This is a genomic window from Leisingera sp. (genome assembly GCF_034669605.1).
GTDB lineage: Bacteria > Pseudomonadota > Alphaproteobacteria > Rhodobacterales > Rhodobacteraceae > Leisingera.
On sequence record NZ_JAXMOX010000162.1, the window covers coordinates 1 to 11,099 of the forward strand.

The 11,099-nt window shown below is 62.8% G+C and carries 13 protein-coding genes and 1 pseudogene; 7 read left to right on the top strand and 7 right to left on the bottom strand.

Annotated features, from left to right (window positions below; genetic code table 11):
* The 3 genes and pseudogenes from VOI29_RS17920 to coaD all read left to right on the top strand — a co-directional run.
* Positions 1-164, top strand: a pseudogene (locus tag VOI29_RS17920) (LysR family transcriptional regulator); the annotation flags it as partial.
* Between the two features lie 55 nt (positions 165-219).
* A complete protein-coding gene (locus tag VOI29_RS17925) occupies positions 220-654 on the top strand; it encodes a CBS domain-containing protein (protein WP_323781702.1) in 435 nt (144 codons plus the stop codon).
* Positions 655-748: 94 nt separating this feature from the next.
* Positions 749-1,249 (top strand): pantetheine-phosphate adenylyltransferase, encoded by a 501-nt coding sequence (gene coaD, locus VOI29_RS17930; protein WP_323781705.1) that lies wholly within the window; start codon positions 749-751, stop codon positions 1,247-1,249.
* A 154-nt stretch (positions 1,250-1,403) separates the two neighbouring features.
* Here coaD and VOI29_RS17935 read toward each other — a convergent pair whose 3' ends face one another.
* Complete coding sequence (locus tag VOI29_RS17935) at positions 1,404-1,547, bottom strand: hypothetical protein (protein ID WP_323781708.1); 144 nt, start codon at positions 1,545-1,547, stop codon at positions 1,404-1,406.
* A gap of 92 nt (positions 1,548-1,639) precedes the next feature.
* Positions 1,640-2,641 (bottom strand): type I glyceraldehyde-3-phosphate dehydrogenase, encoded by a 1,002-nt coding sequence (gap, locus tag VOI29_RS17940; RefSeq protein WP_323781712.1) that lies wholly within the window; start codon positions 2,639-2,641, stop codon positions 1,640-1,642.
* Between the two features lie 245 nt (positions 2,642-2,886).
* Between gap and VOI29_RS17945 the strand changes: the two genes are divergently transcribed.
* Together VOI29_RS17945 and VOI29_RS17950 are read left to right on the top strand one after the other, a co-directional pair.
* Positions 2,887-3,861 (top strand): DUF808 domain-containing protein, encoded by a 975-nt coding sequence (locus tag VOI29_RS17945; protein ID WP_323781714.1) that lies wholly within the window; start codon positions 2,887-2,889, stop codon positions 3,859-3,861.
* Between the two features lie 135 nt (positions 3,862-3,996).
* Positions 3,997-4,551, top strand: coding sequence for an ankyrin repeat domain-containing protein (locus VOI29_RS17950; RefSeq protein ID WP_323781717.1), 555 nt, complete (start codon positions 3,997-3,999; stop codon positions 4,549-4,551).
* A 71-nt stretch (positions 4,552-4,622) separates the two neighbouring features.
* On the opposite strand, the gene tkt is transcribed toward VOI29_RS17950, so the two are convergent.
* Positions 4,623-6,644 carry a transketolase gene (tkt, locus tag VOI29_RS17955; protein WP_323781720.1) on the bottom strand — a complete coding sequence of 674 codons (2,022 nt, stop codon included), beginning with the start codon at positions 6,642-6,644 and terminating at the stop codon, positions 4,623-4,625.
* A gap of 243 nt (positions 6,645-6,887) precedes the next feature.
* On the opposite strand from tkt, the gene VOI29_RS17960 reads away from it, so the two are divergent.
* Together VOI29_RS17960 and VOI29_RS17965 are read left to right on the top strand one after the other, a co-directional pair.
* The gene (locus VOI29_RS17960; protein WP_323781723.1) at positions 6,888-7,721 is read left to right on the top strand and encodes a colicin transporter; all 834 of its coding nucleotides are present in this window, start codon (positions 6,888-6,890) and stop codon (positions 7,719-7,721) included.
* Entirely contained in the window at positions 7,721-8,122 is a 402-nt protein-coding gene (locus VOI29_RS17965; protein ID WP_323781726.1) for a cell division protein ZapA, read from the top strand. The genes VOI29_RS17960 and VOI29_RS17965 overlap by 1 nt, the downstream gene beginning before the upstream one ends.
* Before the next feature lie 171 nt (positions 8,123-8,293).
* Here the strand turns inward: VOI29_RS17965 and grxD are convergent, their stop codons facing one another.
* From grxD to VOI29_RS17985, 4 genes are all read right to left on the bottom strand, one after another.
* Positions 8,294-8,656: a Grx4 family monothiol glutaredoxin gene (gene grxD / locus VOI29_RS17970; RefSeq protein ID WP_323781729.1), complete on the bottom strand. Its 363-nt coding sequence runs from the start codon at positions 8,654-8,656 to the stop codon at positions 8,294-8,296.
* Positions 8,657-8,801: 145 nt separating this feature from the next.
* Entirely contained in the window at positions 8,802-9,038 is a 237-nt protein-coding gene (locus VOI29_RS17975) for a BolA/IbaG family iron-sulfur metabolism protein (protein WP_019297755.1), read from the bottom strand.
* A gap of 65 nt (positions 9,039-9,103) precedes the next feature.
* A complete protein-coding gene (locus VOI29_RS17980; RefSeq protein WP_323781732.1) occupies positions 9,104-9,622 on the bottom strand; it encodes a hypothetical protein in 519 nt (172 codons plus the stop codon).
* A 104-nt stretch (positions 9,623-9,726) separates the two neighbouring features.
* A partial coding sequence (locus tag VOI29_RS17985; protein WP_323781735.1) for an AIR synthase-related protein occupies positions 9,727-11,099 on the bottom strand: 1,373 nt, incomplete at its 5' end.

Here is an 11,099-nt window from a genome sequence, read left to right on the forward strand (position 1 = left end):
ACCGGATGCTGCGCAAGATCCTGACCGATAAGGTCAGCCTCAGCCGCAGTTTCCATCTGGTGCGGCACCAGGGCGACCAGCGCAGCGAGCGGCTGAACCGGTTTGCCCATGCGTTGTCTAAAGGCATCCGCGACGAGGTTGCCCGGCTGGAAGCCTTGACTTGAAGCTGCGTTGCGGCACACTTAATTATACCGCAATAAAGTTACGGAGGTGCGCAGCATGCTTGTTCAGGAGATTTTGAAGTCCAAGGCCGGTTCCGGTGTGGTCACCGTCTCGCTGCATGCAAGCGTTGCCGAAGCTGCAAAAGTCATGTCGGAGAACCGTTTCGGCACCGTGGTGGTTTCAGCTGACGGCGAATACCCGGACGGCATCCTCTCCGAACGCGACATTGTGCGGGAATTGGCCAAAGCGGGGTCCAGCTGCCTGGACAAGCCGGTCAGCGGCTATATGACGCGCGAGCTGGTCACCTGCACCAGCCAATCCAATGTGGGGCAGATCCTGAAGCAGATGACCGATGGGCGGTTCCGCCACATGCCGGTGGTCGAGGATGGGAAACTCATTGGAATCATAACCCTCGGGGATGCAGTGAAAGCGCAGCTTGCACAGGTGGCGATGGAGAAGAACGCCTTGCAGGACATGATCATGGGGCACTGAGCCGCGGGGCGGGGTCCGTATTTCTGCCCTCTTGCAATGAGGGCAGCAAATATGTTTGCCTGCGCAGAAATTTTGACAAGGCAGGAGGCCGCCGATGCGTGTGGGTCTGTATCCCGGTACCTTTGACCCGATCACTATCGGGCATATCGACATTATCCGCCGCGCCAGTGCGATGGTGGACAAGCTGGTCATCGGCGTGGCGATAAACCGCGACAAGGGGCCTTTGTTCAACCTGGAAGAACGGGTTGGCATGATTGAAGCGGAATGCGCCAAGCTGAGCACCGAAACCGGGACCGAGATTGTCGCGCATCCGTTTGAAAACCTGCTGATCGACTGCGCCCGCGACGTCGGCGCCCAGATCATCGTGCGCGGTCTGCGGGCGGTTGCCGATTTTGAGTATGAGTTTCAGATGGTCGGCATGAACCGGGCGTTGGACAGCTCGATCGAGACTGTGTTCCTGATGGCCGAGGCGCGGCACCAGGCGATTGCCTCGAAACTGGTTAAGGAAATCGCCCGGCTGGACGGTGACGTGTCGAAATTCGTCACCCCGCTGGTCAAAGACAAGCTGATGGAGCGTCTGGGCAAAACCGCCTGAGGCGCGATGCGGATTTGAATACCAGCAAAGCCGGGCCCTGGGCCCGGCTTTGTGCTGCCGGCGGCGCGCTGCGCGCGCGGCGGCCGGTGCCGCTGCTGTGTATTTCAAGAGAAAAATTTGAAACGCACTGGCGCAGCAGGTGCGGCGGCGGGGGTCAGCGCCAGAAAGCGATCCAGTCGATCAGGGCAAACAGTTTCTTGCCCAGGAAGATCATGTTCAGATCACCGAACATGGCGATGTCGATCACCGCGGCGGCGATCAGGAACACCCCGAGGGAAATGGCAATCCGGTTGGTCATCGGGGCTCCGCCGCAATTGAAAACGCCCGCCCAGATAACCTGAGCGGACGTGAAGTCTCAAGAGGTCAGGCCGCGGCCGGCCCCGGTCTGCCTTAACCCAGTTTACCCATGGCAACGGCGACATCGGCCATGCGGACCGAGAAGCCCCATTCGTTGTCGTACCAGGCCAGCACCCGAACCAGGCGGTTGTCCAGAACCCGGGTCTGGTCCGGTGCAAAAATCGAGCTTTCCGGCGAGTGGTTGAAGTCGACGGAGACCAGCGGCGCCGGCTCATAGCCCAGAACACCCTTCATCGGGCCTTCGGCGGCTTCCTTGACGGCGGCGTTGACCTGCTCGGCGGTCACGTCGCGGCCGGCGCGGAAGGTCAGGTCCACGGCGGAGACATTCGGGGTCGGCACGCGGATCGCGGAGCCGTCCAGACGGCCTTTCAGGTTCGGCAGCACTTCCCCCAGGGCCTTGGCAGCACCGGTCGAGGTCGGGATCATCGACATGGCGGCGGCGCGGGCGCGGTACAGGTCCTTGTGGCGGCGATCCAGGGTCGGCTGGTCGCCGGTGTAGGCGTGGATGGTGGTCATGATGCCGTGCTCGATGCCGAACGCCTCGTCCAGCACCTTGGCCAGCGGCGCCAGGCAGTTGGTGGTGCAGGAGCCGTTGGAGATCATCGTGTCCGCCGCGGTCAGCTGGTCGTCATTGACGCCGAACACGATGGTCTTGTCGACATTTTTGCCGGGGGCGGACAGCAGCACTTTCTTGGCGCCGCGCTCCAGATGCGCCTTGGCCTTTTCGCCGTCGTTGAACTTGCCGGTGCATTCCAGCACCACGTCGCAACCCGACCAGTCCAGCTCACCCATGTCGTAGGTCGAGAACATCTGCATGTCGCCGCGGCCCAGGTTCATGGTGCCGTCGCCGATGGTGACCTCGCCGGGGAAACGGCCATGCACAGAGTCGTATTTGATCAGATGCGCTGCGGTGTCCAGCGGGCCGGTGGCGTTCACCTTGATCACTTCGATGTCGTCGCGGCCCGAGGCTGCGATATGCGACAGGGTGCAGCGGCCGATGCGGCCAAAACCGTTGATCCCGACTTTGATGGTCATGAGTTACGTCTCCAAGCGAGCAAAAACCTTTGCCCGCCATATAGACCGGTGCAGATGTGGTCTAAAGAGGTAAAAGCGGCATTAAATGAAACTGTTAGCGCAAAATTCCACCGGTGGCGCTAACGGCTCCCGCCGGTGGCGTTAACGGAGAACCGGCCGCGGATGCGGTGGCGCTAACGCTTGCGGCGGACGCCGGAAGCGGGCAGATTGCCAGCCATAGGCGGACAGGGATTAAGGGATTTGGCATGAGCGGTTTGCTGGCGCTACTGGACGATGTGGCGGGGATTGCCAAGGTGGCGGCGGCCTCGGTCGATGATGTGGCGGCGGCGGCAGGCAAGGCCGGGGCCAAACCCGCGGGGGTGATCATCGACGATGCGGCGGTGACGCCCAAATACCTGCAGGGCTTTGAGCCTGCGCGGGAGCTGCCGATCATCTGGCGCATCACCCGCGGCTCGCTGTTCAACAAGCTGATCCTGCTGCTGCCGGTGGCGATGCTGCTGGCTAACTTTGCGCCGTGGCTCATTACGCCACTGCTGATGCTGGGCGGGTGCTACCTGTGTTTCGAGGGGGCCGAGAAGATCTTTCACGTGCTGTTCCCGCACGCCAGCCACGCGATTGACGAGGATATGAGCATCAAGGACCCCGGCCATCTGGAGGAAGAGAAGATCAAGGGCGCGATCAAGACCGACTTCATCCTGTCGGCGGAGATCATGACCATCGCGCTGGCCGCCATTGAGGCGCCGAATGTCTGGATGCAGGCGGCGACCCTGGCGGTGGTGGCCATCGGGGTGACGCTGGCGGTTTACGGCTCGGTCGCGCTGATCGTGAAGATGGATGATGTCGGCCTGTACCTGGCGCAGAACGCGCGGACCTCTCCGGGGCGCGGGCTGGGGCGCGGTCTGGTGAAGTTCATGCCGGTGCTGATGAAGATCCTGTCGGTGGTCGGCACTGCCGCGATGCTGTGGGTCGGCGGCTCGATTCTCATTCACGGGCTGGAGGTGCTGGGCTTTGGCTGGCTGGGGCATCACATCCACGATTGGGCCTATGCGGTAGGCCACGCGGTGCCTGCGGCCTGGACCGGCTTTGCCGAGTGGAGCGCCAAGGCGGCGATGGACGGGGTGTTCGGCGTTGTGCTGGGGCTGCTGCTGATTCCGCTGGCGACCAAGGTGGTTGCCCCTGCATGGCGGGGAATTGCAGGCCAAAAGGCAGACCGTTCTTAATCCGCATCCGGCCCGGCGTTTACCCTCTCGTAACCCTTGCAGGATCAAATAACAGACAGACAGCGGGTCATACCGGAGGCGGTTCGCAGCCTGATCCGCTGCTGTTCTGCTATCTGTGTCGGGAGAGGGCCTGCTGTGAGAAATTTGATGCTGAGTGTTTTTGTCTTTAGCGCCACCGCCTTGCCGGCTTTCGCCGCCGGACCCTGCGGGGTTCTCTGCAATGCGGAGTTTTACGAGACTGCAACTCCGGCCTCGGTTGAGCAGCTGGTTGCCGAAGGTGAAGATGTGAACGGCAAGGATCCAATGGGACGGTCGCCGTTGCATTTCGCTGGGGGCGCCAGAGCGGATACGATCCGCGCCCTGATCGCCGCGGGCGCTGATGTTTCGGCACCTGACAGTCTTGACCGCAAACCGATCCACTTTGTCACCGCCGCCGGCAGTCCTGAGAATGTTGTCGTATTGCTAAAGGCTGGCGCCGATCCGAATGCACGGACCGCCAACAACTGGACACCGCTGCATGGGGTCGCAAAATGGGGACGGCCCGAAATCATCCGCGTTCTGCTGGAGGCCGGCGCTGATCCAGGCGCCACAAATGACATGGGGGAAACGCCTTTTGACCTGGTGGGAAACAATACCCAGGTTTTGGAGTCACCTGAATTTCACGTGCTGAAGGAAGCCAAAACCCAATAGACGGCGAAATGAAAATGGGCGCCCGGAGGCGCCCATGAAGAAATTCTTTCGGTGCGTGAAGCGTGTTTGCCTCAGCCCAGCAGCTCTTTCACCTTGGCTACTGTGCCCTCGGCGGTGATGCCAAAGCGCTCGAACAGTTCGCCTGCCGGAGCAGAGGCGCCGAAGCGGTCCATGCCGACGAAACCGGCTTTCTTCTCCTGGCCGCGCTCGCCCAAGAGCCAGCGGTCCCAGCCGCCGTCGCGCACAGCCGCCTCGATGCCGACGCGGACCGGGCCTGCGGGCAGGACCTTGCGGCGGTAGGCTTCGTCCTGCTGTGCAAACAGCTCCATGCAGGGCATGGAGACGACGCGGGTGCCGATGCCCTCGGCCTCCAGCTTGGCCTTGGCGTCCATCGCGACGGAAACCTCGGAACCGGTGGCGATCAGGATCACCTGGCGTTTGTTCTCGGCCTCGGCCAGCACATAGGCGCCTTTTTCAACCATGTTGCTGAGCTTGTGCTCGGTCCGGACGGTCGGCAGGTTCTGACGGGTCAGGGTCATCACCGACGGGGTTTCCTTGGCGGTGAGGGCAATTTCCCAGGCCTCGGCGGTTTCCACGGTGTCGGCGGGGCGGAACACATAGGTGTTCGGGGTCGCGCGGCAGATCGCCAGGTGTTCGACCGGCTGATGGGTCGGGCCGTCTTCGCCGACGCCGATTGAATCATGGGTCATCACAAACACGGTCGGGATCTTCGACAGGGCGGCCAGGCGCATCGCCGGGCGGGCGTAGTCGGTGAAGCAGAAGAAGGTGCCGCCGTAAGCGCGCATGCCGCCGTGCAGCACCATGCCGTTCATCGCCGCGGCCATGCCGTGCTCGCGGATACCCCAATAGACGTAACGCCCTTTGCGGTTGTCGGTGTCGAACATGCCCAGATCGCCGGTCTTGGTGTTGTTGGATCCGGTCAGGTCAGCAGAGCCGCCCACGGTTTCCGGCATGATCGGGTTGATCACTTCCAGCGCCATTTCCGAAGACTTGCGGGTGGCAACCTTGGGCTGGGTCTCGGACCCCTGCTTTTTCAGCGCCTTGATGGTGGCGGACAGCTTCTTGGGGGTGTCCCGGCTGTAGGCGCGGTTGAAACGGTCCTGTTTTTGCGAGGACAGCTCGGCAAAGCGGGCTTCCCAGGCTTCGCGCTCGGTCTTGCCGCGGGCGCCGATTTCTTCCCACTGGGATTTGATATCCGCCGGCACTTCGAACGGGCCGCTGGTCCAGCCATAGGCATCCTTGGCCGCCTGCAGCTGGTCCTGGTCGGTCAACGCGCCGTGGCCTTTGGAGGTGTCCTGCGCGGCATGGCCCAGGGCAATATGGGTCTTGCAGGCAATCATCGAGGGTTTCTTGGACTTCTTGGCGGCAATGATCGCCTCGTCGATGGCCTTGGGGTCGTGGCCGTCGATTTCCAGCACCTGCCAGCCCGAGGCCTTGAAGCGCTGCACCTGATTGGTGCGGTCGGACAGATCAACCGTGCCGTCGATGGTGATGTTGTTGTTGTCCCAGAACACGATCAGCTTGCCCAGCTGGTGGCGGCCGGCCAGGCCGATGGCCTCCTGGCTGATGCCTTCCATCAGGCAGCCGTCGCCTGCGATCACATAAGTGTGGTGATCGACGACCTTCTTGCCGTAATGGGCGCGCTGCATTTCCTCGGCCATGGCGAAGCCGACAGCGTTGGAGAGGCCCTGGCCGAGCGGTCCGGTGGTGACCTCGACCGCGTCGATCAGGAAGTTTTCCGGATGGCCCGCGGTGATCGCGCCGGTCTGGCGGAAGTTCTTGATCTGATCAAGCGTCACCTGTTTGTCGCCGGACAGATAGAGCAGCGCATAAATCAGCATCGAGCCGTGGCCCGCCGACAGGATGAAGCGGTCGCGGTCCGGCCACTGCGGGTTGGCGGCATCGAATTTGAGGTGCTTTTCAAACAGCACGGTCGCCACGTCGGCCATGCCGATCGGCATGCCGGTGTGGCCGGAATTGGCGGCGGCGACGGCGTCCAGAGCCAGCGCGCGGATGGCGGCGGCCTTGTTCCAATGGTCGGGATTGGCGGTGCGCAGGGCTGTCAGGTCCACTTGGATCGTCCTTTGGCGTTAACAGGCAATTGCTGCGCTCAATAACAGCGATGCCGCAAAGATCAAGCATGGTTGCGCGCAACTCTGCTATGTTGCGCGAAGTTGGCGCGTCAAGTGGTTGAAAGACAAGGGGGGGTGTTTTATCCCTGAAAGGGAAGAACTGGCCCATGTCGGCGGCAGATGCGCGATTCGCGCGGGCGCCGGAAGGAATATGGCACTGATGTGGACGGGTGAGGGACAGGCATGAACCAGATTGAAGAATTGCAAGGCCGCATTCAGGCTGCGCTTGAGCGTATCAGCGCCGGCTCGGCCGCACTGCAGGACGCGCGCGACGCGGATAAGGCCAAGGCCGTTGAGGCCGCGGCGGAGGCCGCCAGAGCGGCAGAGGCAGCGGCGGCTGGTGCGGCAACGGCTGAAATTGAACAGGCTCTGGAAGAAGAAAAGCTTGCCAATGCGCAGCTGGAAGAGCGGGTGAGGGTGCTGCGCGCACGGCTGCAGGAGGCTGGCAACCAGGCACCTGCCCGAAGCGAAGATGTGGCGGCGATGGAAGCCGAACTGCAGCTGTTGCGCAACGAAGCCGGGGATCCGGCGGAAAAGGAAGCCCTGCGCAGCGAAGTTGCGCGTCTCAAAGCCGAACTGGAGGCCGCGGCCAATACCGCCGCCAGCGACAAGGGAGCGCTGGAGGAGCAGCTTGCGCAAGCCCAGGCTGCCAATGCCAGGCTGATGGCCCAGATGGAAGAGGCATCGGTTTCTGCGGCAGCACCGGCGGATGCGGCCCCGGCCCAGGACATGGGCGCGGAGATTGAACGCCAGAATGAAACCCTGCTGCGGCTCGACACCGAACTGCAGCTGTTGCGCCAGGCCAACGAGGAGCTGCGCGCCTCGAACACCGCGCTGCGCGACGCCAACGCCCGGAGCCTGGGCGATGCCGGGCTGATCAACACCGCAATGGAAGCCGAGATCGAAGGCCTGCGCGCAGCCCAGGCCAGTGACCAGGCCCAGGTCAACGCGGTGCTGGCCAAGCTGGAGCCGCTATTGGCCAATGCCCGCAACCTGCCGGAAGGGGAGGAAGTCTGATGCCGGAAGTGACCATAATGATCGGCGGCCGCGGCTTTGAGGTCTCCTGCCAGGAGGGCGAGGAAAGCTACCTGCATTCTGCCGCCAAAATGCTGGATAACGAAGCGCAGGTGCTGTCGGACCAGATCGGCCGGATGCCCGAAGCGCGGATGCTGCTGATGGCCGGCCTGATGCTGGCCGACAAGACTGCCGCGGTCGAGGACCGGATCAAGGAGGTTGAGGCCGTGCTGGCCGAACGCGACCAGGAACTGGCGGATCTGCGCGCCATGCCGGCACCGGAACCCGAGCGGATCGAAGTTCCGATCGTGCCGCCGCAGGTCACCGAGAGCCTGGCCGAACTGGCCGCCCGGACCGAGGCGCTGGCGCAGGAAATCGAAGAAAAGGCCCAGCCTGCGGTTTGACATTGGCCCGTTTGACAATGGCCTGAGTCTACGCAGGGGGCGGCGGAAGTTTTACCGCCGATGACCTGATGCTGATCGACGCGGCGTAAAATCCCGCACCCGTCACCAAACATAAAAGGCCTGCCGCAACAGGATGCGGCAGGCCTTTGTGATGAAAAGAGCCTTCAGCCTTCAGCCGTTGGCTTCGCGGATCTTGTCGGCGGCCTCTTTGTTGAAGGCAATGCCGTTTTGATCGAACATGCCGTCCAGCTCGCCTGACAGGGTCATCTCGGTGATGATGTCGCAGCCGCCGACAAACTCACCCTTGATGTAAAGCTGCGGGATGGTCGGCCAGTCGGAGTATTCCTTGATGCCGGAACGGATGTCTTCGTCCGCCAGCACGTTCACATCGGTGTAGTCCACGCCGATGTAGTTCAAAACGCCTGCCACACGCGAGGAGAAGCCGCATTGGGGCATTTCCTTGGTGCCTTTCATGAAGAGCACCACGTCGTTGGCTTTGACGGTTTCGTCGATGCGGGTTTTTGCGTCGGTCATTGGTTCATGTCCTTTTGGTCGTGCCGCCGTGGGGGGACCGGCAGAAAGTCGTTGAGCGCGAGATATGCCAAAATGGGCTGCAATAAAAGAGCCGCAGCCGGAGAAACTTGATTTCCTGCCGACACTAGCAGCCAGTCCGGGCGGATTATTCCGGCGCTTTTGTGGTCAGCGCCAGCGCGTGCAGTTCGCCGTCGGGGCCGTCCATCTTGCCTTTCAGCGCGGCATAGACGGCGCGCTGCTGCTGGACGCGGTTCTTGCCGCGGAAGCTTTCGTCGACGACCATCGCCGACATATGCACGCCGTCGGTACCGGCCACCTGGATTTCAGCGTCGGGAAAGCTTTCGCGCAGCAGTTCTTCGATTTCGTGGGCTTGCATGGGCATCCGGAGAAGTCCTTTGTCTTGTTTGGTAAAAATGTAGGCGGCCGCCGGGGCCTCTGCAAGCAGGATTAACTGCCGTCCTGCGCAAAGGGCGCCAGACTTTCCACAAAATCCGGCAGCGCGGCAAGGGCGTCCTGCACGCTGTCTTCCTCAAAGTCCCAGACCGAGTCCGGGTCTTCCGGGCAAAGCGATGCGGCCAGGTCTGCGCAGCGGGTTTGCAGCGCCACTGGCAGGGGCAGCGCGGCGGCCTCCTGCAGCACCAGCAGCGCCTCGTGGATCGGCCGCAGCACCCGCAGGGCATAGGTCATATGCGGCAGCAGGTCAGGATCATCGCGCCAGGTTTCGCCGCCGAACAACACTTGCGTCACCCGCTGGCCGGCGCCGGCGCAGGAATAGGCCACGCAGCCGCCAAAGCCGCGCGGGTTCAGATCCTCGTGGATCGTGCAGCGGAAATCCGGGCCAAGGTTGGGGCAGGGCGTGTCCGCGTCTTTGAGCAGGCCAAAGTCTTCATGCGCCTGAAAAGGATAGGCGAGACAGCACAGGGCGGCGCAACGGCTGCAGTCCTCTGTCAGCTCAGGAAGGGTCAAAGGCCGGTCCCCGGTTTAAAAGAAAGGGCGGGACGGCTGCGCCATCCCACCCTTGCGCTTCACTTTGCCGCGGTGCCCGGCAAAGGCAGCGCGGCTCGTTTAGATCAGGCGACCGCAGCGGCAAAGCTGGAGCGGAAGACCTCCTTCAGCTCGGCCAGCGGCGCCTCGGAACCGCCGATCTTGACCATGTCACCGCCGAATTTGCCTACAGTGGCCAGCGACACGCCGGCCTGGCCTGCGGCCAGCATCAGCGCTTCGGCCTGGTCAAAGTTGCAGGCGACCAGGTAGCGGGCCTGATCCTCGCCAAACACGGTCGGGGTATCGCCTGCGTCGATCTGCACGCCAACGCCGGCCGCTTCCGCCATCTCAAACGCCGCCAGCGCAAGGCCGCCATCGGCCAGATCGGTGCAGGCTTTGATCAGCTCGCGGTTGGCGCGGATAAATTCGCCGTTGCGCTTTTCGGCTTCCAGATCAACTGCCGGGGCGTCGCCGTCCTCGCGGTTGAAGACCTCGGCCAGCAGCGCCGACTGGCCCAGATGGCCAATGGTTTCACCGACCAGCAGGGCGACATGACCGTCGCGGACCTCGCCGGTGATCGGCTCTTCGCCCGCGGCAATCAAGCCAACGGCGCCAATGGTCGGGGTCGGCAGGATGCCTTTGCCGTCGGTTTCATTGTAGAGCGAAACATTGCCGGAAACGATCGGCATATCCAGCGCGGCCACGGCCTCGCCGATGCCTTTGATGGCGCCGACGAACTGGCCCATGATTTCGGGCTTTTCGGGGTTGCCGAAGTTCAGGTTGTCGGTTGTTGCCAGCGGCTTGGCGCCCACAGCTGTCAGGTTGCGATAGGCCTCGGCCACCGCCTGTTTGCCGCCCTCGAACGGGTTCGCCTTGACGTAGCGCGGGGTCACGTCGGAGGTGAAGGCCAGCTTCTTGCCGGTGCCATGCACCCGGACGATGCCGGAGCCGGCGCCGGGGCGGCGCTGGGTGTCGCCCATCACGGTGGTGTCGTACTGCTCGTAAACCCACTGCTTGCCGGCATAGTTCGGCGAGGCGAGCAGCGCCTTCAGCCCGTCGATCGGGTCAATGGTGGGCACATCGGCGTCGGTCAGCGGCTCAGCCGCCGGGGTCGGCACCCAGGGGCGGTCGTATTCCGGCGCGGTGGAGGCCAGTTTCGACAGCACCAGATCCGCTTTCACGTCACCGTTGTGCAGGATCAGGAAGCGGTCCTCGGCAATGGTTTCGCCAACGATGGCAAAATCCAGGTCCCATTTTTCGAACACGGCGCGGGCGTCTGCTTCCAGTTCGGGCTTCAGCACCATCAGCATCCGTTCCTGAGATTCCGACAGCATCATTTCATAGGCTGTCATATTCTCTTCGCGCTGCGGCACGTCTTCGAGGTTCAGCTTGACGCCCAGCTTGCCCTTGTCGCCCATTTCCACGGCCGAGCAGGTGAGGCCGGCAGCCCCCATGTCCT

Coding starts and splice junctions, on each gene's coding strand:
- VOI29_RS17945 (WP_323781714.1), top strand. CDS start 2,887: ATGAGCGGTTTGCTGGCGCTACTGGACGATGTGGCGGGGATTGCCAAG.
- VOI29_RS17975 (WP_019297755.1), bottom strand. CDS start 9,038: ATGCCCATGCAAGCCCACGAAATCGAAGAACTGCTGCGCGAAAGCTTT.
- coaD (WP_323781705.1), top strand. CDS start 749: ATGCGTGTGGGTCTGTATCCCGGTACCTTTGACCCGATCACTATCGGG.
- grxD (WP_323781729.1), bottom strand. CDS start 8,656: ATGACCGACGCAAAAACCCGCATCGACGAAACCGTCAAAGCCAACGAC.
- VOI29_RS17965 (WP_323781726.1), top strand. CDS start 7,721: ATGCCGGAAGTGACCATAATGATCGGCGGCCGCGGCTTTGAGGTCTCC.
- VOI29_RS17935 (WP_323781708.1), bottom strand. CDS start 1,547: ATGACCAACCGGATTGCCATTTCCCTCGGGGTGTTCCTGATCGCCGCC.
- VOI29_RS17960 (WP_323781723.1), top strand. CDS start 6,888: ATGAACCAGATTGAAGAATTGCAAGGCCGCATTCAGGCTGCGCTTGAG.
- gap (WP_323781712.1), bottom strand. CDS start 2,641: ATGACCATCAAAGTCGGGATCAACGGTTTTGGCCGCATCGGCCGCTGC.
- VOI29_RS17925 (WP_323781702.1), top strand. CDS start 220: ATGCTTGTTCAGGAGATTTTGAAGTCCAAGGCCGGTTCCGGTGTGGTC.